The sequence below is a fragment of the Rosistilla carotiformis genome (assembly GCF_007753095.1).
GTDB lineage: Bacteria > Planctomycetota > Planctomycetia > Pirellulales > Pirellulaceae > Rosistilla > Rosistilla carotiformis.
Genome location: NZ_CP036348.1, coordinates 2,217,818 through 2,240,288 on the forward strand (window position 1 = coordinate 2,217,818; position 22,471 = coordinate 2,240,288).

Annotated in this window: 25 protein-coding genes; 16 read left to right on the forward strand and 9 right to left on the reverse strand. The window is 54.4% G+C overall.

Translation table 11 applies throughout. The annotated features are described in order from the left end of the window. Positions 1 to 62: 62 nt before the first annotated feature. Positions 63 to 1,199 (reverse strand): cellulase family glycosylhydrolase, encoded by a 1,137-nt coding sequence (locus Poly24_RS08205; RefSeq protein WP_145102669.1) that lies wholly within the window; start codon positions 1,197 to 1,199, stop codon positions 63 to 65. Between the two features lie 343 nt (positions 1,200 to 1,542). Between Poly24_RS08205 and Poly24_RS08210 the strand changes: the two genes are divergently transcribed. From Poly24_RS08210 to Poly24_RS08245, 8 genes are all read left to right on the forward strand, one after another. Continuing rightward, entirely contained in the window at positions 1,543 to 2,643 is a 1,101-nt protein-coding gene (locus Poly24_RS08210; protein WP_145102671.1) for a dihydrodipicolinate synthase family protein, read from the forward strand. 64 nt (positions 2,644 to 2,707) lie between these two features. Beyond that, positions 2,708 to 4,153, forward strand: a complete 1,446-nt coding sequence (locus tag Poly24_RS08215) for a Gfo/Idh/MocA family protein (protein ID WP_145093154.1) — start codon at positions 2,708 to 2,710, stop codon at positions 4,151 to 4,153. Between the two features lie 258 nt (positions 4,154 to 4,411). Further along, entirely contained in the window at positions 4,412 to 5,974 is a 1,563-nt protein-coding gene (locus Poly24_RS08220) for an arylsulfatase (RefSeq protein WP_145093157.1), read from the forward strand. 22 nt (positions 5,975 to 5,996) lie between these two features. Then, positions 5,997 to 6,308, forward strand: coding sequence for a hypothetical protein (locus tag Poly24_RS08225; RefSeq protein ID WP_145093160.1), 312 nt, complete (start codon positions 5,997 to 5,999; stop codon positions 6,306 to 6,308). Positions 6,309 to 6,347: 39 nt separating this feature from the next. Beyond that, complete coding sequence (locus Poly24_RS27830) at positions 6,348 to 6,515, forward strand: carbon storage regulator (RefSeq protein WP_197452414.1); 168 nt, start codon at positions 6,348 to 6,350, stop codon at positions 6,513 to 6,515. Positions 6,516 to 6,843: 328 nt separating this feature from the next. Next, complete coding sequence (locus Poly24_RS08235; RefSeq protein ID WP_145093163.1) at positions 6,844 to 7,383, forward strand: helix-turn-helix domain-containing protein; 540 nt, start codon at positions 6,844 to 6,846, stop codon at positions 7,381 to 7,383. Positions 7,384 to 7,399: 16 nt separating this feature from the next. Continuing rightward, positions 7,400 to 7,885, forward strand: coding sequence for a hypothetical protein (locus Poly24_RS08240; protein WP_145093166.1), 486 nt, complete (start codon positions 7,400 to 7,402; stop codon positions 7,883 to 7,885). Between the two features lie 38 nt (positions 7,886 to 7,923). Beyond that, a complete protein-coding gene (locus tag Poly24_RS08245) occupies positions 7,924 to 8,244 on the forward strand; it encodes a hypothetical protein (protein ID WP_145093169.1) in 321 nt (106 codons plus the stop codon). Positions 8,245 to 8,345: 101 nt separating this feature from the next. Here the strand turns inward: Poly24_RS08245 and Poly24_RS08250 are convergent, their stop codons facing one another. The 8 genes from Poly24_RS08250 to Poly24_RS08280 all read right to left on the reverse strand — a co-directional run bounded on the left by Poly24_RS08250 (position 8,346) and on the right by Poly24_RS08280 (position 15,189). After that, positions 8,346 to 9,080: a hypothetical protein gene (locus Poly24_RS08250; protein ID WP_145093172.1), complete on the reverse strand. Its 735-nt coding sequence runs from the start codon at positions 9,078 to 9,080 to the stop codon at positions 8,346 to 8,348. A 115-nt stretch (positions 9,081 to 9,195) separates the two neighbouring features. Beyond that, the gene (locus tag Poly24_RS08255; protein WP_145093175.1) at positions 9,196 to 9,639 is read right to left on the reverse strand and encodes a hypothetical protein; all 444 of its coding nucleotides are present in this window, start codon (positions 9,637 to 9,639) and stop codon (positions 9,196 to 9,198) included. 12 nt (positions 9,640 to 9,651) lie between these two features. After that, positions 9,652 to 10,011, reverse strand: coding sequence for a hypothetical protein (locus Poly24_RS26910; protein WP_197452415.1), 360 nt, complete (start codon positions 10,009 to 10,011; stop codon positions 9,652 to 9,654). A 110-nt stretch (positions 10,012 to 10,121) separates the two neighbouring features. Continuing rightward, positions 10,122 to 11,180, reverse strand: a complete 1,059-nt coding sequence (locus Poly24_RS26915) for a hypothetical protein (protein WP_197452416.1) — start codon at positions 11,178 to 11,180, stop codon at positions 10,122 to 10,124. Positions 11,181 to 11,819: 639 nt separating this feature from the next. Then, positions 11,820 to 12,689: an HNH endonuclease gene (locus tag Poly24_RS08265; protein ID WP_145093181.1), complete on the reverse strand. Its 870-nt coding sequence runs from the start codon at positions 12,687 to 12,689 to the stop codon at positions 11,820 to 11,822. Positions 12,690 to 12,812: 123 nt separating this feature from the next. Further along, entirely contained in the window at positions 12,813 to 13,868 is a 1,056-nt protein-coding gene (locus Poly24_RS08270; RefSeq protein WP_145093184.1) for a hypothetical protein, read from the reverse strand. A 109-nt stretch (positions 13,869 to 13,977) separates the two neighbouring features. After that, positions 13,978 to 14,592: a hypothetical protein gene (locus tag Poly24_RS08275; protein WP_145093187.1), complete on the reverse strand. Its 615-nt coding sequence runs from the start codon at positions 14,590 to 14,592 to the stop codon at positions 13,978 to 13,980. 111 nt (positions 14,593 to 14,703) lie between these two features. Next, positions 14,704 to 15,189 carry a hypothetical protein gene (locus tag Poly24_RS08280; protein WP_145093190.1) on the reverse strand — a complete coding sequence of 162 codons (486 nt, stop codon included), beginning with the start codon at positions 15,187 to 15,189 and terminating at the stop codon, positions 14,704 to 14,706. A 402-nt stretch (positions 15,190 to 15,591) separates the two neighbouring features. On the opposite strand from Poly24_RS08280, the gene Poly24_RS27835 reads away from it, so the two are divergent. From Poly24_RS27835 to Poly24_RS08320, 8 genes are all read left to right on the forward strand, one after another. Further along, the gene (locus Poly24_RS27835; protein ID WP_391556914.1) at positions 15,592 to 15,837 is read left to right on the forward strand and encodes a helix-turn-helix domain-containing protein; all 246 of its coding nucleotides are present in this window, start codon (positions 15,592 to 15,594) and stop codon (positions 15,835 to 15,837) included. After that, a complete protein-coding gene (locus Poly24_RS08290; RefSeq protein WP_145093196.1) occupies positions 15,816 to 16,430 on the forward strand; it encodes a hypothetical protein in 615 nt (204 codons plus the stop codon). The genes Poly24_RS27835 and Poly24_RS08290 overlap by 22 nt, the downstream gene beginning before the upstream one ends. A 676-nt stretch (positions 16,431 to 17,106) precedes the next feature. Then, positions 17,107 to 19,041 carry a recombinase family protein gene (locus Poly24_RS08295; protein ID WP_145093199.1) on the forward strand — a complete coding sequence of 645 codons (1,935 nt, stop codon included), beginning with the start codon at positions 17,107 to 17,109 and terminating at the stop codon, positions 19,039 to 19,041. 506 nt (positions 19,042 to 19,547) lie between these two features. Further along, positions 19,548 to 20,117 carry a hypothetical protein gene (locus Poly24_RS08300; RefSeq protein ID WP_145093202.1) on the forward strand — a complete coding sequence of 190 codons (570 nt, stop codon included), beginning with the start codon at positions 19,548 to 19,550 and terminating at the stop codon, positions 20,115 to 20,117. A gap of 31 nt (positions 20,118 to 20,148) precedes the next feature. After that, entirely contained in the window at positions 20,149 to 20,517 is a 369-nt protein-coding gene (locus tag Poly24_RS27840) for a DUF1257 domain-containing protein (protein ID WP_145093205.1), read from the forward strand. Next, on the forward strand, positions 20,514 to 20,708 hold the full coding sequence (locus Poly24_RS08310; RefSeq protein ID WP_145093208.1) for a DUF2997 domain-containing protein: 195 nt from the start codon (positions 20,514 to 20,516) through the stop codon (positions 20,706 to 20,708). The genes Poly24_RS27840 and Poly24_RS08310 overlap by 4 nt, the downstream gene beginning before the upstream one ends. Further along, positions 20,705 to 20,917 (forward strand): hypothetical protein, encoded by a 213-nt coding sequence (locus tag Poly24_RS08315; RefSeq protein ID WP_145093212.1) that lies wholly within the window; start codon positions 20,705 to 20,707, stop codon positions 20,915 to 20,917. The genes Poly24_RS08310 and Poly24_RS08315 overlap by 4 nt, the downstream gene beginning before the upstream one ends. A gap of 25 nt (positions 20,918 to 20,942) precedes the next feature. After that, positions 20,943 to 22,436 (forward strand): AAA family ATPase, encoded by a 1,494-nt coding sequence (locus Poly24_RS08320; protein ID WP_145093215.1) that lies wholly within the window; start codon positions 20,943 to 20,945, stop codon positions 22,434 to 22,436. Positions 22,437 to 22,471 lie beyond the last annotated feature (35 nt).

Here is a 22,471-nt window from a genome sequence, read left to right on the forward strand (position 1 = left end):
ACCGATGTCAGGCTGCGGACTGCGATGCTTGCGGGGTCGTGCGATAGCGTTCCGCGACACGATTATTTCATCTTCGTCATTTGCTTGGCCATTGCTTGGAAACGCTGCAGCCAGGATGCGGTGATGGCTTCGGCGATTGTCGGATTCGATTTTTGTGTTAGCTGTTCGGCCGTCTGGCCCCAATAGAAACTGATCCAGCCATCGGTGAACACCGCGGATTGGGATACGAAATCCGCGAGCTCCTCGACCGAGCACTTCATCGGAAACATCTCTTCAACAACAAGTGGTTTTCCGATGTCGTAGGCTCGCAACGCGGCAATCGCAGCCTCCACTTTCCCTTTCTCGGGATAGAAATGGACCGATACGAAATCGAGCCGCTCGCCTACTTCGGGTGAATAGAAAAACGGTTTGCCGCCTCCGAATACAAAGACCCAAGGGATCACGCCCACGGTGATCATGTGATGTTCATCGTGTTCTCGGATCGCATCGACCATCTGATCGACCCACGCTTTGGCGACTTGCTGCCGCGTTCGGCCGGCCAGATCGAGCGCCAGTCGCTGGACGAAAAACTTACCTCCCAGTTCGCCACCGAGCCACTGCGATTCCGCCGGCTCTCCGGATTTTCTTTTGCCTGGCAAGATCGGTTCGTTCATCAGGTCGTAACAAAACACGGCCGGACTGTTACGACAAACGCGGGCAATCGCGCTCCAGAACAAGGCCTGTGCCTTCCACCGGTCCTGCTCGCTCAGTCGATCGAACCAATCCGGAACGTTGACTTTGTGATAACACGCAAGTCCCGTGATATCGAGGTAGAGTCCGGTTTCCTCTGCCAGCTTTAACAGTTTCGCCAGCTGATCCAGTGCGACTTCATTGGGTTGGTCGGCCGCGATCATGAACTTGCCGAGCTGCAGATGGATGCGGACACAATTGGCGCCCAACGCCTTCATCTCGGAGAAGTCTTCGACAACTTCCTCCCATCGCTCCATCCAATACTCATCGAGCAGTTCACCTCGACTGTTGTGGTCGTAGTTCACACCCCAAACAACAAACCGCTGTTCGGGCTCTCCAATTGCAAAGTGAGTGCTGTCGCTGGAAACACGAACGGTCTGCAATGTCTGTGCAGTCGCTTGCGTTGTAAAGAGAAAGGCAAGCAAGCCAAGCAGAACAACAATCCTGTTTTGGGCGTCCGCAACCAGCATGCGAACGGGCAATGCAAACAACGGACGCGGGTTGGCAATGTGGAACTTGGACATGTTCAGGGGAACCAAAAACGAGGATGAGAGCGAGCGACAACTGAGGCGATTCGGCGATCCAGCGTGTCAGCGCATATTAGCGTTCCAAGATCCAAGACTCAAACATTCCTTCGTCGCGATGCAGGGTGATTGAGTGTTTGTGTTTAGGCGAGTTCGCTGACATGCTCTCGTTGCTACCTGATCTTGAAACACCGATTGGACCTGCGTTTCTCAAGGGATCTGTTTGCTCCTCCGCAGGTGAAATGCTAACGTATGAGCCCACATTGATTCTGCAGCAACGAGGGAAAGCATGGATATCGATCAACCGATTTCACGAAGGACGATCATCAAAGCAACGGCTGCGGGAGGAGCGAGTGTTGCCGCCGGATCATTCCTGTCGGTGAGTCCTTTGCAGGGGGCAGACGATGCGGCGGTCGCGGATCCCAAGGTCCGCGGGCCCTTCCCCATTCTGTCGACTCCCTTCACCGAATCGGGAGAGGTCGATTACGACGTCTTGGCTCTGGAAGCAAAGTTTGTGGCGTGGGGCGGGTGCCCCGGAATGATCTGGCCGCAATCGGGCGACAGCGTCGATCTGTTGACGACGGAAGAGAAGATGAAGGGGATGGAGGTGTTGGCCAAGACCACGCGCGATCTGCCTGCATCGCTCTGCTTAGGCGTCCAGGGTAAAGACACCGCCGAAATGCTCGCCTTCGCCGAGCACGCTGAAAAGCTGGAACCCGAAGCGATCATCTCGCGGCCGCCCGACTCGGGCAAGTCCGAAGAGGATCTGCGGCAATATTGGAAGGCTCTTGCCGCCGTCGCCCGCCGACCTGTCATCCTGCAAACAACCGGCGGCGTTGCTTATAAGGGACCGCTCCCAACGCCCGAGTTGATGATCGACCTGGCGCGCGAGTTTCCGCACTTCGGCTATATCAAGGAAGAAGCGGGCAACGTCCTTGCACGCATGAAAGTCTCGCTGGCCGCGATGCCGCCGGTGCGGCGTGTGTTCAGCGCGCGAGGCGGATTTCATTGGTTGGAGGAATCGCGCCTAGGTTCGGAAGGGGTAATCACCGAACGGGCTGTCTATGCAGACGTTTTGACCCGATTTTGGGAGTTGCAACAAAGTGGAGACGATCCCGCGGCGCTTCAAGATCTGTTCGATAAGTTCACGCAAATGGTGAAACTGAAACCGGGCAGCCTGCGAGGCACCAATCTGTACATCTGGAAAAAGCGTGGCGTCTTCAAGAACCTGCTGTCTCGCAACTACGGCCCCAAAAAATCGATCCCCGCCGAACCGAAGTTGTCGGAATTCAAGATGAGTGAAGCTCAGATTGCGGAAGCGGACGCCAAGTTTGCAGCTCTGGGGCCTTATCTGAAAACGGTCACTCCCGATCTGGACAACCCTGCGTAACGGATTGGATACCCGGCAGCTCGGATTCAGACCAACGAACCCTACTTTGCAAGCGAATTGATCCATGATGAGTCGACCTTCACGGCGGAGTTTTTTGAAGCGAGCGGCGGCAAGCGGATTTGCGGCTTCGGTAACGATCTCCGGAACGAAATCGTCCGGGCAGGTCCTCGGTGCCAACGATCGCGTGCGAGTTGCGGTTGCCGGAATCAACGGTCGCGGGCAGATCCACATGGGATCGTTCGCCGCGATCAAAGATGTCGAGGTCACGCATCTCGTCGATCCCGACAGTCGGTTGTTTGCATCGCGTAGCGCGAGGTTGGAGCGACAGACGGGGCAAAAGCCTAAGTGTGTGCAAGACATCCGCCGGGTGCTGGAGGATCCAACCGTCGACGCCGTCTCGATCGCCACCCCGAATCATTGGCACGCGCTGATGACGATTTGGGCGTGTCAGGCGGGGAAAGATGTCTACGTCGAAAAGCCATGCAGCCACAACATTTACGAAGGCCGACGCATGGTGCAGGCGGCGCAAAAGTATAACCGCATCGTCCAGCATGGCACCCAGTGGCGTTCGGATCCGAAGTGGCGGACATACACGGCTGATATTCGAGCGGGGAAATACGGAAAGCTTCAAACCGCGAACATCCAAATCTTCCGTCCGCGGAAGAGCATTGGCGTCAAGACTCCGGTGCCGCCACCGCGCGAGCTCGATTACGACCTGTGGGTCGGGCCCGGCCCGATGAGTCCCTTTCGGGAGAACCTTGTCCATTACCGCTGGCACTGGATGTGGGACTACGGCAATGGAGAGATCGGAAACTTGGGCTCCCACGAATTCGAAATGGCTCGCTGGGCGATGCCGGAAAATGCCAGCCCGCAGTCGGTGATCAGTCTGGGAGGCCGGTACGGTTACAAAGACCAAGCGGAAACGCCCAATACTCAGTTAACACTGTATGACTTTGGTGAAACCAACCTTGTCTGCCAACAGCGTGGGCTTCACTTCGACAAGCCGCTGAAAATGAGCATCGATTTCCACACGGCGGATGGAGTAATCCGAGAGGGGCACTTTTATCCGCATGGAAAGACGCAAGGGGAAGCGATCGTGGGCGCGCCGCCGAGCGGGCTGCCGGAGAATCCCTCGCGAGCACACTTCCAAAACTTCATCGATTGTGTTCGCAGTCGAAACCAAGCGGAACTCGCTTCGGATGTTCTCGATGGACATCGCACCGCTGTCTTGGCTCATCTAGGCAACATCTCGTACCGCCTTGGCCAGGCGATGCCGTTCAGTGGTCCGCCCGAAGGAATTGCCGCACACCCCATCGCCAGTGAATCGTTCGACCACATGAAACGGCATCTGGTCGAGGCGGGAGGAGTTGATCTGTCGAAGGATTCTTATCAGCTGGGTCCGTTGCTTCGGTTCGATGCACAAGCCGAAGAATTTGTCGCCGCCGCAGAGGCGAATCAAATGGCTCGCGGTAGCTACCGAGAATCGTTCCAGCTGCCAGACGTGGTTTAGTGCACGCGAGTTCTTTGCGGGGAGTCTTTGGTTTCTTGGAATCGTGCGGAACGAGCGCGTATACTACTTGGCTTCAGAGTTTCGATAACGCGACTCAGTTTATGTGACAGTTCCCCAAAGGGTTAGCGACGCGGGATTTACCCGTTGGGTATTCCGTTAGGGCCCGCGCTCGTCTTCGATTCGCTTGGGAACGGTCGCGTCGACTGATAAACTGTTGACGCTCGTTGCGCCTTCAACCTTCAACTCGGCAGAAACTTCATGAATCGATTTCTAATCTGTCTATCGATTGCGGTATTTGGATTGTCGAGCGACGCTTGGTCGGCGCCTGTGTTGCCGCGACCCAACATTCTTTTGATTATGGTGGATGATCTCGGCTTCGCCGATTTCGGAGCCTACGGCAGTGAGATCGAGACTCCGCAAATCGATCGGCTCGCCGAACGTGGAATCCGGTTCAGCCAGTTTTACAACACAGCGAAGTGCCACTCGTCGCGGATCAGTCTGTTGACCGGGCAATACAGCCACTACGCCGGGGAAAGCGACATGGCTCGCGGCGTCACGATCGCCCAAGTTCTTGGTGCCGCTGGCTATGCGACTTCGATGACCGGCAAGTGGCACCTCGACGGCCAGCCTACCGATTATGGGTTCCAGCAGTACTGGGGGCATCTGTCCGGCTCCACCGACTTCTTTGCTGGCGACCAAACATTTCGGCTCAATGGCAAACCCTGGAACGACTTCGGCGAGGACTTTTATACGACCGACGCCAATGTCGATTTCAGCATCCAATTTCTCGACAACGCTTCAAAAACGGGGAAGCCCTTTTTTCATTACATCGCCTTCAACGCGCCGCACTACCCGCTGCAAGCTCGCAAGGATGACATCAAAAAATACCTGGGCCGCTACGACGCGGGATGGGAAGTTTTGCGGCAACAGCGGTTCGCCAAGCAAAAGCAGCTCGGCATGTTTCCGGAAAACGCACAGCTGCCTCCGCTTCCAAAGCACGTTCCTGCATGGGACTCGTTGAGCGATAAGCAACGGCAATTCGAAGCGTTTCGGATGGCTGTGTATGCGGCGATGGTCGATTGCGTCGACCGGCAAGTCGCCCGGATGGTGGCCTATTTGAAGAAGAGCGGCCAATATGACAACACCCTGATCCTGATTTGTTCGGACAATGGAGCGTGTCCGTTTGAACGGAGCGGCAAGTTAGAGATTCCACCTTGGAAAGCGGATTCGTTTCTGTTGTACGACGCCAGTTGGGCGACGGTCGGCAATACGCCATTTAAACACTACAAGCAGACGCAGCACGAGGGAGGGATCTCCAGCCCGCTGATCGTCAGCTGGCCGGGAAGGATCGAGCAAGTTGGCACTTGGAACGACGAGCCGAGTCATCTGATCGACATCCTCGTTACATGTATCGACGTCGCACAGACGCACTATCCAGACCGTGCGGAGATCAATCCATTGCAAGGGATCTCGTTGTTGCCGCTGTTGAGAGGCGAGGCGCGAAAAGGGCACGACGCATTGTTCTTCGAATATGGCGGTTGCCGGGCGTTGCGTCAGGGGGACTGGAAACTTGTAAGCTTCTATCGGAACCGTTGGGAACTGTACGACCTCTCCACCGACCGAATGGAACAGCATGATCTGGCGGAACAGTTTCCCGAACGCGTCGCGGAGATGAAAGATCGTTGGGAGCAGATCGCGCGTGGTGCCGGTCCCGACGCGAAAATTAGGCTCGCTCCCGTGAAGCAGACCCGCTCGCCCGACGTCAATAAGACGTGGCATAACCGCAAGAAGACAGCGGGCTGGCAAATGCCGTCCTTCTAGCTGTGCTCGGTTCGATGCGTGTTTGTATTCAGTGACCGGCGCAGCAAAGCCTAGTGACGTTCATCGCATCGAGAAGGTCACCACTTCATTTACGCCATTGGTTTGGCAGAGGCTCGGCTGGCCGCGCGCGCCCTCATTTACCTTTGGCACCGCGGTCGATGGATATCGGATCCCGGCGGCAACCTCAGTTGTCCGTGAGGTTGTCGTTTCACTCATCAACGGTTTCCGAGAATGGGCCTCGGCCCGCGGTATTTCCCTCATCGACGGCAATCAGGCGATGGTCGAGCGAGGGGAACGTTGGTGCATCAAGGCGCAACGCGTTCTTGCGAATTGATTTTGTTTGTTCAATCGTAAGGAAATAGATCGGAGGTTAGTGCTGAGCAGAACCCCTGGCGAATCGATTTGCATTGGCGGGCAAGTGATCCGTGAGACATTGGTCCGAGTCCACGGAAATCGTGTCTATCTTGGATTCGAGGCGCCGCGTGAAGTTGAAATCGTGCGAAGTGAGTTGCTTGACGAGCGATCGGAGCCACGGAAATGAGCGACCATCGTTGCGGGAACTTTGACAGGCTGCATTTCGAATACAGGTGAGGCAACGAGGATTTGGCGAACGGCAACACGGAGTTCATCGGATGCCCCGGTTAGCAACGTTGATTCGACCGGTCGTCCGACGGATAGGATCACGCCTCATTGTGCGGATCAGTTCGGACGGTGTTTCAATCCGCGGATATCGCCGCCGTCGCTGGCGTCACGTTTCATGGGCGCAGCTGGCATCGCTTGCCGACGAGGAACATCCACTGGTCCAACACTGCCAACAGGCCGACGGGCAGGACCAGCTTCGCAAACTCGGTGCGATTGAGGATTGATCGGTGCGAGGCGCCAAGCAACAAACGATCGATTTCACGCGCGGCGACCAGCTGGGGTTGCTGAAGTCTCTGCCGATCAAGTCCGCCGACGTCGGCGACGGCAAAGCGGCGGCGCTTGTCAGCTCGCGCATGGCGCTGAGCGTGCTGCGGGCGATTGATGACTACTGCGGCAAGAGTGGGCGCTGTTGGGCTTCGGCCGCGACGATCGGTGCCGACATCAATTGCAGCGAACGGAGTGTTCGCCGTGCCATTCGGCTGCTTGAGTCAGAACAGTTGATCGTGATTGAGCACAGGCACGGTCGAAGCCCCCTCATGGTGATCAATTGGGGCGAAATCTCTCTGCGTGTATCGAATGCAAACGCCACCGCAACCCCGGACATTTTCCCCTCTGGCAACCCCGGACATTTTTTTGCGAACCCCGGACAGTCTGACACGGACCCCGGACAGTCTGACCGGAACCCCGGACAATATGTCCGACGAACCGTAAGTAACCGAAAAAGAACCGCTCTACCCCCTCCCCCCCCAAAACACGAGCGGGAGTGAGGGGAGCGATTTTGATTTGCCTTCCCCGATCGAAGAGACCGCGACCTGGCACCACGTAGCCCAGCGCCTCGCGTTATCTGGTATCCGGGAATGGCGTCGAGCTTTAGCTGACCTGAAGGCAGCCGTCGACGTCGAGCACGCCACGCGATTGCTCGATGTGTACACCGACCGCGTCGGTGCCTATGGACCGTTTGCCCTGTACCGCCGCTGTCGCAACGCCTCCGCTGTGTTGCCGCCGGAGGATGGTTGGCCTGACCCGAAGCCGGAATCGGCTTACGCACGCGACCACGTCGCTGCAGAGCGGATACTCGCAACGGTACACCGCGACGCGGCGAATCGTGAATCGCTTGGATACGCAAAACCGAGCCCGAAGGCCATCGCCGCCGTCGCTGCGGACCGGATAGCCGCTGCTGGACTCGGTTGCGACCTGCTGCCGGAACGGTACCGGAAGTTGCTAGATCGCAATTCCCAAACCAACAAGGAACGCCAGATGTGCAGTTGAATTACGGGATCGAGCCAACCACTTTCGAGGTTAAGCAAATGTCAGATCGAGAAAGATCTTTGATTGGCAATCCGGGATCGCACGATCCATTTGGGGATCGCAATAAAGCGTCGGATGAGGTGGAACGTTGGGTTGTCGATAGGTATGGGCCAATCGAAACGGAACACGTCGACATGCCCCAGTTTGAGGACGGCATTATCGTCGCGGCCGCGGTCCCGTTGCTTCGCGGTGTGCAGATCGGCATGGGGCCATCGCGGCAGTTGGCGATCCACGATCTCTATCTTCGGCTGACGACAAACCCGGAACTTGCAACATCGTTGCCGCCATGGTGGCAGAAGCGTTTTGAGGGGGCCCGATAATGGGCGGCCGAACGGACAAGATCACGGGGCGGCCGCGATCGATGCTGATTTCAAAACCGACGACGCCGACCGCTCCCGTGCATCGCTTTGTTCGCCGTCGTTCAGTTGACCTTCTTCGCGGTCATGAAGGGACCTTCTTGATCGAGTTGTTGCAATTCACCTTTGCTGTTGATCAGATAATACTCGCCATTACCGCGATCTGGTTTGTAATCAAAGCGACGGCCATTTGGCGAACGGGTTTCTACAATGTCGGTTGTTCCAGCGCTGCCATCCTTATACTTGTTTTCCATGAATAGGCTACCGTCTTTCTGGAAGATGGTGATTCGGCCGTTGCCCAACGGGCGTTGATCAAGCCAGCTCCCAATTATTTCGCGAGTGGAGTCGTCCGGTTGTTGTTTAAGGTTTTCTTCCTGTTCGGCTGTGAGTCCGAGTATCCGCACTTCAAGATCGGGATTGAAATGAGTTGTCGCCCAATAGCCCGCATTGACTTGCATTTCTGGTAGATAGTACCCGATGAATGTACGGTCGTAGGTTTTTGAATCGAAGTTCTTTAGGTCGATTGCGATAGCTTGAAGCACATCTTCCGAAACTTTGCGATTCAGCCGGATATCGAGACTTCGTTTGATGCCGGGAACGACGTTCGTGTCGATGATCGTGTAAGTAACGTCGGCTAAAATTTGCTGTGCATCCGATTGCCTCGACCGCGGTGCAGCGGTTTGAGATGGCTTCGGCGCGGTTGGTGACTCAGCGGTGGGTGTTGCATCTGCGTTAGGTCGTGGCGTCGTTCCACCACATCCCGCCAGAAACGCGACCACAAGCCCAAAAACGTAGCGCATCGAAAGGTTCCTGTTTAGGCGGCGAACGTCTAAAGTCACCGCGTCGCGACAAGTGACAATCCATTTGACTAGGCCCGGCTTCGCGACTCCGTTGCATTTTTTTGTTATCTCGCGATCACAGTTTCGAGTCCAGCCGACGTGTGATGTCAGCGATCAAAAACGAAACGTTATCGTACATCTCATCTGCGGTCTCGCGTCGCTTTGATTCTTCCTCGGTCGATGCGTATTTCGTGATGTGTTGAAGGAGAACGACAATTGTCTTGGAAATTTCGTCAGATTTAAAGCGGTGTAAGTTGTCTCGAAATTTCTCCGAGAATTCGCGCAGTACATCCAGAACAGCTTGGCGATCAACACCTCGGGCTTGAGCAGAAATCTGCGTGCCAATTTTGCGGCAATCCGACCGAGCGCGATTGCCCAAGGAAAGCAATTCAATCAAAAGTTGCTTTGTCCGCTGCGTTTGGATTTCATCTCGGTAGTTCTTTGCGCTATATGCCTGCCAACATGCGAATATTGCGGCACCAATACTGGCAATAGCACCAGCAATGTTTAGATTTTCCATTGACTAGTCCCACTATTCTTTTCGCGTGATCTCATGGAACTCGGAGCATTCGTGCGCTTCAGCATACTGCTTACAAACGTCCGTCCACTGATGGTTGCGGTAGAAGGCGAGGACTATCAATTTAACGGTTTGGTAACCGATTTGTAATGCATCGCGAAGTTTATGCTGGAACTGGGTCCAGTTGACTCCGCGACCGTCATCAATCGCGTTTCGAGCTTCCTCGAAAATGTCATGGGCACATTCGAGTTGTGCCTCTGACCAATTTAGGTGAACTACCAAATATTCGATTGGATGTTCACGGTAGTCGATCGCTTCCCCAAGTAGCTTGAGGTGGTAGCGAATCTTTTTGAGTTCAGATTCGATGTTGTCCATAGTGTTTCAAAACCTGATAACGTCCGCGATAACCGAGTCGCGGCGATTGATTTTCCATTGTCAAAAACGACGTCTCCGCGACTTCGGTTCATCGCATGGTTCGCCCAAGTTTACGGTGAAGCTGAGTGCCAATACGCGACAAGCCCAGCAAAACAAGCATTCGCAAGAATGCCTAGTATTACGCTTCCAACTACGGAAAGACCGAAACGTCTCCAGCTATTTCGCGTCACACGTAGAGTTTCATCCCGTTGTTTCTCGGACTGATTAGTGAGTCGCAAAAAGCTCGGCGGCGCGCTTTCCAACGAATCATCAACCCAGTTTCCAAGGATGAACCCAATTACGACACTGGTGATAAGAAACAGGAAGGATGAGATCGTGAATTGAAACCAGGCCCCTTGTGCCAAGGCACCTTGGACTAATTCGAGTCGCGAGAACAATTCTTCCTTAGTATCGGTCGCAACATTCCGCGGATTAGATAACAGCTCGGATTGCTTGGCGGCAAACCAACGCATCATGGCGAACACACATGCGACGGAAAGTAGCACCGTTGAGAAACCAACGGTCGTTCCGATACGACCTGAATTGGTCCGCAGCCAGCATTTGAGGGGAGATTCTTTTAGAAGAAGGTTTTCAAGGTGAGCGGACAGGCGTCCCTCAATGTCGGCGCCCCAAGTCCAATCTGTGTGTTTGATTCGGAACCGTACCATACTTGTGTCATAAAACGATCTCGCAAGCAAAGCAGGTACGCGAAACGGCAATCGCTGAGTGTCAAAATTTACCGAGATCTCTTGCTTCTCGGGAACATCTTTGTTGTTGAATTTGACGAGGTAGGTCCACGTTATTACGGCAGCCTTCGAGCACACTGGACGGACCTCATTGTAGTTGTTGAAGTCATCAAGCGTGTTGTGGAGGATTGACGTTCCGTCGTCGTGGATTACACGAACGGTAAATTGAATCAGACTCGCGTCATTCTGCTGCGTCATCCGTTGATGCATCAGATGAAACAGGTCGTGAACGACCGTTCGATCAATATCGAATGTTCCAGGAATTCGCTTTTCGATCGTTTGAGGCCGGCCCAGTAGGCCGGAGATAAATTCGGCGAATGATGTTTGATCGCATGGGATTACCAGTGCGTTTGGTGGATTAACCTGCCCCGGGAGGTCGTTCATGAAGCGTCTGTTGTTAAGAGCGGTAGTTAAGTGGAATCTATCTTGTTGGGCGAACTACGTTTCTCACCCGCTTGACCGTATGAGAATGAGGGTATTTGAGTTGTTCTCTCTGGGTAACCAGTGGGAACAAGTGTCGCGTGAGCGACATATTCTCCCCGATGATGCCGTAGCGAATGGGATGGGCAACCTGTTCTCACCGTTTCGCGTTGCACGAGCGAACGCCAGGAGCACGAAGTTAGCTCTTTTGGGGGCATTTGTCAATCTTTATCGAATCGGGCGGATCACGGCCGCCGCCTTAAAGAGCAGTCGCGATCATCCTCGCGTGGAAGATGTGGCAGGGTTGCTGACGGGGGAGGGTCAGATTGTGGCGCGGCCCGGTTTGCGTAGACCGACCGCCAGCGCAGATATTTTTCCGGACTTTTTTGAGGGGGGGCCCCCTCGCCGGTCTCGTCCGGAAATCCTACGGGCGCCGAGCTGCCGACTACGATTCGTAGCGTTAACAAACACCTAATGGCGTGCCGGGCGAGTCGATTTCATTCAGATTGCGCCCAAGGTAACCCGGCGGCGGCCAGGTGACTTTGATGTCACAAACCCGTGTTATCCATCGACCGGGTTGCCCGAGTTGTTATGCCCGCTTTTTCAGTACCACGCTTCGTAGACGTCGGAAGTAGACGTATTATAGTCACGTTTGTCATTATTGCACGACGCGCAAAGCAACTGAATGTTGCTGACGTCATTCAATCCACCGTGGGACAACGGAACAATGTGATCGAAGTTTTTGGAATTGACGATGCAAACCAATCCGGAAATGTCAGCCTTGCAGAGTACGCATTGACCCCGGTCACGAAAGAAGACTGCCTTTTGAACCCAAGTTGGTATATGCCGACGCGCGAAGACACCATCACGCTTGAATGCGTCGCGTGATTCGTCCGGAATCTCATGCAGTGTCAACGAAGCGATCTCGCGAGCCATCATGGCGTTGAACAGGCGCATCAAGCCGCGATTGGAAAACAGAATGAAAAACAGCTCCGCGACCACGCGTTCGAGAAGGTTTCCGATCGCCCCTTCACGCTGCAAATTTTGGAAATACTCGTAGACATCATCAGTATTTGCATCGTCGAAAGACGTGGAGTTGTCCGAGAGCCATTCGTCAAACGATCGATGATCGATAGCGTGGTAGTTCAATGCCCGATTCACCGGCAGTGCGTGGTTGTTCGGTCGCATCGTTTCTGGCATGCATTCGAATCGCTTTTCTTCGTTACGTAGTTCAGCGAGATCGATGTTGCGGAGATCCTCGAAGAAAACGGATTCAACGATGAATTCGATGAACGAGTGAAACGCTGAATGTTTGGGGAACGGCTCAAGGAAGTTGAGATACCGTTCGTCGCCGTAGAAGTCGTTGAGGTTGCGAATGTACGCAGACTGATCGTGCAGAATGTTGCGAATCACGTTGGCGAAGTAATAGGTTTCAAAGTACTTCGCTTCGATGTACTGCCGATCTACGTGCATGGTGGTTTTGTGGGCACAACGTGAAAGCTAACCGGGCGGCGGCTAGCGACTTTGATTTCAGATTCCGCCCGCAACCGCCGATCCGGTTGAGCGAGGTGTTACGTCACGGCTTTGGTGTTGGGATCAGGGAGAAAAGACCTCGAATACAGAGGTCCAACCCGCGGCATTAGCAACTGCGGTCGTTTGGACCCGAACAATTGATAACAAGATCACGATACCGCACACATATAGCAAAGTGGTGACCAACGTGAAGAACCTTCGTTGGTCTGCGTATTGCAAGTACTCAGTGCGCGCGGCACGTTCGACCACGGACATTTCCTCGTGACTACTCTCACTAGGGGCATCGCCAATCATCGTGCGTATTTGGCGAGTAAGTTCTTCAACATGCGGTTTGCCCGCACCGGCTTCCGCGGACCTAAGCCAAGCCTGAAGTGAACGCAATCGGTCGGTGCCCAACTCCTCAAGCTCCCGCTGCAGAATATCCTCAGGCATGTCGCTAAATTGGCGAAGTAGTCTGTAGTTCTCGTAACGATCACTTTCCTCAACTCTGCGGCCCAGTCGAGATCGTAGGACAGTGCGTGCAGTCGTAAGCGTGTCGGAGGAAGGGTGCTTTGCATAGTCTTCCTTTTTTGAAAGAACGTATTCGTCCCAAGTCAACTTTCGCAGTTGTTCAGGGGCGGCTAATTGGTAGAGCATGTGCCCCATCACTACAAACAGAGCTGCAAAGAACGCCGACGCAAGTGTCCATGGCAGGAGAGGAGTCTTTAGGGTCCGCTCCGAATAGTCAGCGACGTAACTATTGACGTGGGCAAAGAAGGTGGCGGATGAGGATTCAAGACTCTCGATCAACTTCTTTCTCTTAGAGTCTGCAGGGTCGGCACTTGGGTCATTTTCGGGGATTTCTGCTTTCATGCGGTCGAGCGTCTCGATGAACTCAGTCTCAGAACGCTCCAACAGTGTCGTCGCGTCTCTGACAGCGCGATTATGATGATTCACGACAAGGCGGACGGCCGGCCATGTTCCCGCCAACACAGGTACAATTACGAGCAAGGCGAAAGATGCTCTCGTCAGGATTTGAAGTTCACCCAATGCACGAACCATACGCCAATTTAGTGAATTCAGCATCCTGCGGAGCAGCTCGTCCGCGGCTTCACCTAACGCATTGAGAAAGTCTGACATGACGTGATTATTGTGGTTCTTGTGACATAACGTCCCGGATAACCGGGTGCGAAGAGTTGACTATGTGTACAAGAAACGCGTGTTTGAGCACTCCGCGTTCATCCGGTTGTTATTTGGGCGGTGGGGATACGCCGAGGTGAATTTTTGCCATTTCTTCTGGATGCATGGTATCCATTTCGTCGCCAAGCAGAAACAACGCTTTGACACCATCACGAGCGTTTTGATGGAGATCGTCATATAGCGTTGCAATTGCATCCGGTTCCAAGTCGGATTCTTTTACGTCGCGCGATTTGGAATGGACAAGGGTATTCCTCGCCTTGATGAGCCCCGTGAGTAGCTGAAACGCTTGACGATCTTTGGGAAATTCGTTTCCGGTTACGAGTCGTACAATGACGATCCATTTGCTTTCAGCCTTTAGTTTGTCAACGTGATTGTCTGTGTAAGAACGCCCCAGATTACGTGCTGCGTAATCGTAGATGTAGGCCTCGGCGGCCATACCAGCAAACACGATTGCTGAGACAGCCGAGTCGTGAATGACGTCGGAAAGCTCTGCAAGTTCTGGGCCTGCGTCATCCAGTTCTTCGCGGGTTATGTTTCCGTCTCTCCGCAATTCGACGTCACGCGCCAACGCAGTTTCCATGTTCGCGACATGCGACTGGGCAAGGCGACTGTAGTAGACGGCGTTGCACCATCGCATTCCCGGAATCGCTTGGTCTTCAGTCATAGGTAGCCCAAATAACGGCAGCCGTCACCGGGCACGGAGAGACGACTGTCCACTTGAAAAAAACTGCAAGCCGTGCTCCGTGTGCACGGCATGGTTCCGCACCTTTGTACGCTACGCGCGCACTTCGAGTTGCGCACGCTCCAGCGCTTCGTCTAAGGTTTGATGCACGCCGCCCGATCCGTAAAGATCAAACATTAAGCGAGCCCTGGGAATCGCATCGGCGTTGACAAAGAAACCGCCGTTGCCATCAACCTCAGGCATTGGAAGCAAGTATCGGCCACCATCAACTAGAACCGACCGTGATTCGTCAACGATGACGCCGCGATAGCGTACGCAAGTAAGACGTGCCGTAGCAGTGGGGGCGGGAAAGTTCTGGACCCATGGTTCATCGAAAGAATCGCCATCGCTTGCACCAAAAACGAGCGTTATGTCAACGTCTGGCTTGTATACAGCTACGTAATGGTGACTGATCGGTCTCAAGTATGGACCGTCGGTATCCGTGCCGTATTCCCAACCGTGAGTCGTATGGGTTTCCATTTTGTGCCAATCGTCGGAGTGCGATGCTGACACGATGTTGAGAATTTCGTCGAGTGTCATTTGTGTTGTACGCTCAAGGTAGATTTCAGTAGCGGAACTATGTTTCTCACCGGTCGGCCCGGTTGAGAATAGGTTTTACGGGCTTATTCTCGCCGGTTACCCCCCCGTTTGCAACTCCTGGGCGCACTGGTGGTGCCGCCGCCCACTAGCACAAGCTTTTTCATGGCGTTGGGTCGATTCTCCCGCCGCCCCTCCCGCTTCGGACCTGCTGGGAAATTCCCCGGCCCCGAATCGACCGGGTAGGATTCTTTGCGTTGAAACATCGCTTATCGGGGGATACGGATGCCGGAATTTGTTCTGTCGCTGCGCCAACTTGTCGCTTCGGGAACGTCGATCGAATCTGCAGCTGCTTCAGTTGGAGTAAGTAAATCGACCGCCCATCGAATGCTCCAGCTTTGGGGCATGGGGGGCAAGAAACGTCGCCTGAATCGGCGTCTTTCCGACGAGCAACGTCAGAAGATCGGCGAGCTGCTGTCGATCGGCCTTTCGCATCGGGAAGTCTCGCGCCGAGTGGCGTGTGATCACCGGACCGTGGCTCGATACAGCGATGTCGTCTCGTATTCATTTTGCCGACCGCGTCGCTGTTGCTCATGCGGCTATCGCGTTACCACCTCGGAATGTCTCGTATGCTTGGCACGTGTCGCGTAGCTGGATTTGGCGTCTGTCTGATTTTGTTGTGTCTGCCCGGATGCAACGGAGCACTCGAACCAGTTCCCGCTACGCAACCTGTGCCACCGCCGGCGGCGGAGATCCCGGTCGCTAACCTTCCCGTCGATCTGCGGGAATGGAACTGGACCAATCGCCTCGGCATCGGTTCGTGTGCCCACGCGTCGTTTGTCTACCACCTGCGTTGGCAGAACCAATTAGAGTTGGCCGAGCGATGGCGGGCCACGCATTCGGGGGGCGAATCGGCAACATCAATGCAGCGAGCCGTCCGAGCGGAGGGGCTGCCATTTAACGCGACGACAACCGCGGATCCCGCATTCCTCGACTGGGCAAGCCGCACCCGTCGCGGTGCGATCATCTGGTTCTTCAAGGATCACGCCGTTCACTTCTGCGGCTGGGCGACGGTGGACGGAATCGAGTACGCGATCCTCTGCGACAACAACCGCATCGAACGCTACCTCCGCGTGGAACGATCCGAGTTTCTGCGGCGCTGGAAACAATACGACGGGTTCGCGCTCAGTACCACATTCTCGCCGGTACCGCCTACCCTATTCCCTGCTTTTGAAAGTGTCTGATGCACCCCAAACGCAATTTGTTCTGTCTCTGCTTTTTGCTTGTCGCCGCGTTGGTGCCGGTGATGAGCGGATGCGATGCCCAACAGCCGCTCCAGCATCACCAGCAACAGCCCGGTTGGAACGTCGATGTAAACGGAGCGGGTTGGAACGTGGATATCAACGGCCCATTGCCGCAAACGAAACCCATGCTTTCCAAACGTCAGGCCGGGGCCCGGGGGCTGATCACTTCTTCAAGCGGGAGCGGCTGAGGAGATGGTAACCCGACGCGTAAGCGAGGAATTCACGCGGAGCCTCGTTTGCGCGTCGGGTTATCGAGAGTGCCTGTACCTGGGCACGGATTAGCCCTGGTAGAGAGCGGATCGGATTCAAGCAGGGCACGCTTGCTTCTGCTTCGAAGACGCGCGATCTTGTCCCAGTCGGTCGAGGCCAATAAAAAACACCGCCTAAAACTTCATGTTTCAGGCGGTGTTTTTAAAAAAGCGGAGGACACGGGATTCTAAAATCTGCTCGCCGTAAGTGATTGCCAAACAAGCACTTGCAGCCGCAAGGTGTTCTGTGTCAATGACTTACGGTTTTCGTTTGTTGTCAGCTGTAGTCACGTGTTCTCACCCGTAGGCAGGTTCTATGGCACAGTGTGCCAAGATTGGATTGCCGGGTCTCATTGAGTGAGACTGTGATGAGTGACTACATAAACCCGGCCCTTCGACCGCGACGCGGATCGACATTGAAGGTGCTAACCATTGAACGAATTAGTACCGAGCACCAAGACGAACGAGCCCTCGATGATCAACGGGCAAAGTCGAAACGCCTCGTTACCGACCAGTTCGATGGCAAGATTGACTGGAAGAGTATTTCAAGCCGCGGTAGCGGCGAGGTCATCGACCGCGACTCTTACCGCGAGATGGAGGATTTGATCGATACGGGTTGGCCCGATTTGATCGTCGTTGAAGACCTTGGGCGAATTTGCCGTCGGCTTGACGCTCTTCGAATTTGCGAACTCTGTGAAGACTTCGAAACCAGGTTGATCGCCATCAACGACCACGTCGATACGTTCAAGTCTGATTGGAAGACGTCCGCGATGTTTTCCACGCTGCACCACGAGCGGCATAACCAGGATACTTCCGATCGAATCAAGCGGACTTTTCGCAATCGATTCTCGGAAGGCTCGATTTTGGTTGTCTTGCCCTACGGTTATGTTCGTGCTGAAGGAGCCAAGAACGACAACGACCTTTCGAAAGACCCGGATGCAGAGAAGGTTTACAACCGTTGGTTCGAGATGCTTGACGATGGCGCCTCGTATTCTGAAATCGCTGATTGGCTCAACGACCAGCGGGTCCCAACGGGGCCTGGGTGCCGCCTAGAAACTTGGTCACCCGCTATGGTTTCACGCATCACTCATAATACGCTTTTAAAAGGTTTTCGGCGTTGGAATCGCCGCGTATCAAAGCGAAACAATCGGACCGGTAAGCGGCGTTCGGTGACCGCGTCAGAAAAGGATCACTTGACGCGGCAATGTGAGCATTTAGCGTTCATCGAACCGACTCGGTATGATCGCATTTTGCGCAAGATCGATCGCAAGAATGCCAAGTATCGTCGTGGAAAGCAGCATGCAAAGGACAAACGCGAGGGAATGCCCCGTTCACGAACGGTCTGGCCAGGTCAGAGTATGTACTGCGGAATTTGCGGTCGCGTTCTGTATTACGGGGCTCATGGCCAATCTCAGAATCTGATGTGTAAGGGAGCGATCGAATACAAATGCTGGAACGGAGCGAGTGCCAATGGCCGGGATACGTCTCGGCGGATTTGTGAATCGGTTATAGAACTGGTTAAAAAGCTTCCAGAATTTGACGAAGTGCTGATGAATGAAGTCGAGAACCAAGTTCAACAGTTAAACGAAAATGCAGGAGGACGTCTTCAAGAAACACGTCGTGATCTAATTCGTGTCGAGCGGGAAATAGAGAGCGTTCTCACTTTTATTCGCTCCGGCAGTAGGTCTCGCGCGGTAGAGGTCGACTTGGTTCGGCTTGAAAGTCGCCAGGCTGACTTAACGGATGAGCTCCAGTCACTGCAAGAGTCGTCGCAAAGCAACATCGTGGTGCCATCTGTCGATGAAATTCGATCACGGGCTATCGATATTTTCAAATCGAGCCTTCCAGATCCTCAATTTGGTCGTCTTATGAATCAGTTCATCGAAGACCTTGTCGTTCTCCCGGTTCAATTGATTGATGGTGGCAGGGTCGGCTTGCGAGCCACTTTCACAGTTAACTTGCTTTCTCTGATCGAAGGCGAACCATTGTCGAAGATGCTCGACGTCGATGTGATGAAGCACCACCGGACAGTCGACCTCTTTGAAGTACCTCAACGAGTCAAGTTTATGGCCGAAGTTGCCCGACAAAGCAAACTGAACGGCGAATCCGGACCTGAGCTGACCGAACGTGAGATTGCGGAGCGTCTCAAAATCACGCAGCCTGCGGTGCAGCGTGCAAAGCGTCTCTATCGCGAAATACGTCAGCGTGGACTCGACGATCCATATCAGGTTCTGACGGCCCCGCCAGCGGAAGGTAAGCTACGCCGACATTTACATCCTCGCTATCGATTTGACCCACTTTAGCAGGCGAGGAAACCTTCCAACCCGCTTCATATTTTATGCCCCGCTGGTCATTGGCCGCGGGGTTTTTCATGCGCTAACACGGAAACAAGATGAAAGACCGACCAAAAGCTGCATCACGGGATCGTGGATCGATCCTTCGCAAAATCTTGCGCTTGGTGGCTCGGCGAATTGCCGAGGAGATCGCTGCCAAATCAGATGCGAGCAAGACCAAGAGCGAAATTACCAGATAATGCGTGGCATATTCCATGAATGGCCGCTTCTTGTTTGGGCGTCGCCGATGGATCCAAATTGAAGCCCAGAACGCGTCATATATAGACAGAGAAATCAATCAGCATCCTCAATTTATCTAACTCTTTACCAGGAAAAGGAGGTGCCTATCGCTTACATGTTCATGGTGGCTATTAGCGGCGCACTGCTTGTTGCTGTGCTCGCCTTGGCCCGAGAGCGTCGACTGCGACTCGGCCTGCAAGCCATTTTGAATCGAATTCTCGAACAATGGAGGCAACATGCCAAAACTGAAGACGGTCCTGGTCGTGGCCATCGTCAGCCTCGCCGCAGGCGGATGTCGGGACGACGAAAACAGACGACTTGCCGAAATGGCGGAAAGGAATCTTGAGCGACAAGCTCAGCAGGAGATTCGCAACACGGAGTTGCAACGCCAAATCGCTGAAGGAACCAAGCGGCTCGTCGAAGCCGATGCCGCCGCACGCGAGGACATGATCGGTCTGCATCGCGATGTTCAGTCGGAACGTTCTGAACTCGGGAGGCAACGAGACTTGCTGGAACATGACCGCCGTGATGTTGCCAACTCAAGAAATCGAGCCCCGGTGATTGCGGAAGCCATCAAAGCCGTTGGTTTGATGCTTGCATGTACCGTTCCGCTATTAATCGCTTGGCAAGTTCTACGCCGCAGTGACCAGGCGGATGAGAACATGGCAATTGCCGAACTTCTGCTCGCAGAAATCAATTCGCCGACTCCAAAGCTGATCACGATTCATGACCGCACTGATCGCGACAGGTCCGAAGAACTTCCACGGATTGGCGACAGACCGACAAGTCAAAGCGATCGCAACTAGTTCATTCAACTATTTCCACAAAGGAGAATCTATGTCACACGTTGTGACGATTGAGGCACAGGTGCGTGATCCAGAGGCATTACGGTCATCGTGCCGTCGCCTTGGCCTTGACGCACCGGTGCATCAAACCATCAAGCTGTTCACCGCCGAGGCAACTGGACATTGCGTCCAGCTCCCTCGATGGCGTTACCCCGTTGTCTGCGATACCGACAGCGGCGTGATTCACTACGACAACTACGGAGGTCATTGGGGTGAACAATCCGAGCTCGACAGATTGGTCCAAAGATACGCGGTGGAGAAAACGGTCATTGAGTCTCGGAAACAGGGATACACGGTGACCGAGCACACTCTCGCGAATGGATCGATCAAGCTGAGCGTCCAAGTTGGAGGTGCAAATTGAAAATAATCAACATCGTCATCTCTCCGAGTGGCGTGACCAAGATCGAGACGGTCGGTTTTGTCGGTAGCGAGTGCCGCGTCGCTAGTCAGTTTCTTGAAACGGCACTGGGGAGACGAGCTTCGGAGCGACTCACCACGGAATTCCATTCCTCTCAGTCCAGCAATAACACTCAAACACAAAAAGAAGGATGACCGCCCGCGAGTTGCATCACCAGCGTCCTGGTGAAATGCCCTGGCAGCGGCTAGCCCGTCGTTCGCAAAGCCGAATGGCGAATCTCGCGAAGCGATGGCTCAAAATGGTTGCCGTCGAGCACATGACGTCCACCCTGCTGGCAGAACGTGACCCAAACGGCGAAATCTCGTCTTGGATGTGGGCGATCAACGACCTGCTGGCATCCTGAATTTCATTCTTAACAAGGAGAATCTATGAAACTATCCGATCGTTTGGAGGAATTGGTGAAAGCCTGTTTCACCGGCATTTGGATCGAAAGTCACGAGCACGACGATGCGTTGCTCGAAATGAAGCAACTTTGTCGTGAGAACGACTGGCGGCTGGTGAACTGGGACATCGACCAGGGTCTGCGGATCAACGGAAGTCCGCTCGGTGACGATGACGGGACGACCGACCCGCTATCCGCAATTCGCTCGATGCGTTCATTCGCTGGCGATGACACGCCGTCGATCGTCGTATTGACGAATTTTCACCGCTTCCTCAGTTCCGCCGAAATCATGCAGGCGTTGGCGCGCCAGCTCGTTAACGGCAAGTCAACTCGAACGATCTTTGTCATCCTATCGCCGGTAGTCCAGATCCCGACGGAACTGGAGAAACTTTTCATCGTCATCGACCATCCGTTGCCGACGCGCGAACAACTCAAAGAGATCGCCGAGGGCATCGCCACCGAAGAGGGGGAACTCCACGGTGCCGACGGACTCGAAACCGTGCTGGATGCCGCGATGGGGCTGACTCGTTTGGAGGCTGAAAATGCATTCGGATTGAGTCTGGTTCGTGATTCCGTAATCCAGCCGGAATCGGTTTGGGAACTGAAGGCGAGCATGCTCAAAAAGTCCGGCCTGCTTCAACTATACAAAAGTAGCGACGACTTCACATCGCTCGGCGGGCTCGACAGTTTGAAGGCATTTTGCAAACGCTCGCTGCTTCAACATGGGCGTGACAACCCGTTGAAACGCCCTCGCGGCGTGTTGTTGTTGGGGGTTCCAGGAACCGGCAAGTCGGCATTCGCCAAAGCACTTGGCAAAGAGACCGGACGTCCCACGTTGATCCTCGACGTCGGGGCTTTGATGGGGAGTCTTGTCGGCCAAACGGAGCAAAACGTTCGGCGCGCGCTGAAAATCGCCGACGCCATGGCTCCCTGCATTCTATTCATCGACGAGATCGAGAAGGCTCTGAGCGGGGCGGCGGGCTCGGGTCAAAACGATTCGGGTGTGTCCTCTCGCATGCTGGGCACGTTGCTCAGTTGGATGAACGACCATACCTCGAACGTCTATCTGATTGCGACCTGCAACGATATCACGCGGATGCCTCCGGAACTTTCCCGTGCCGAGCGTTTTGACGGAATCGTGTTTTTGGATCTGCCCCAGCGTGACCAGAAGGACCGAATTTGGAACCAATATATCACCATGTTCGGGCTAGAAGCGGAGCAAAAGCGTCCGGCTGATGATAAATGGACCGGCGCAGAAATCCGTGCCTGTTGCCGGTTATCTGCGTTGCTTGATATTCCACTCTCACAAGCGGGGCAGAACGTGGTTCCCGTGGCAGTAACGGCAACCGAATCGGTGGACCGTTTGCGTCAATGGGCCAGCGGACGTTGTTTGGATGCGGAGAAGTCGGGGATCTACCAACACGATGCCAAACCCCAATCACGAAGGCGGGTGTCGCGTTCCAATCCGTCTCAGAATTGAGGCGTTTGAACGCTCTCAATTTGTGAAACCTACTC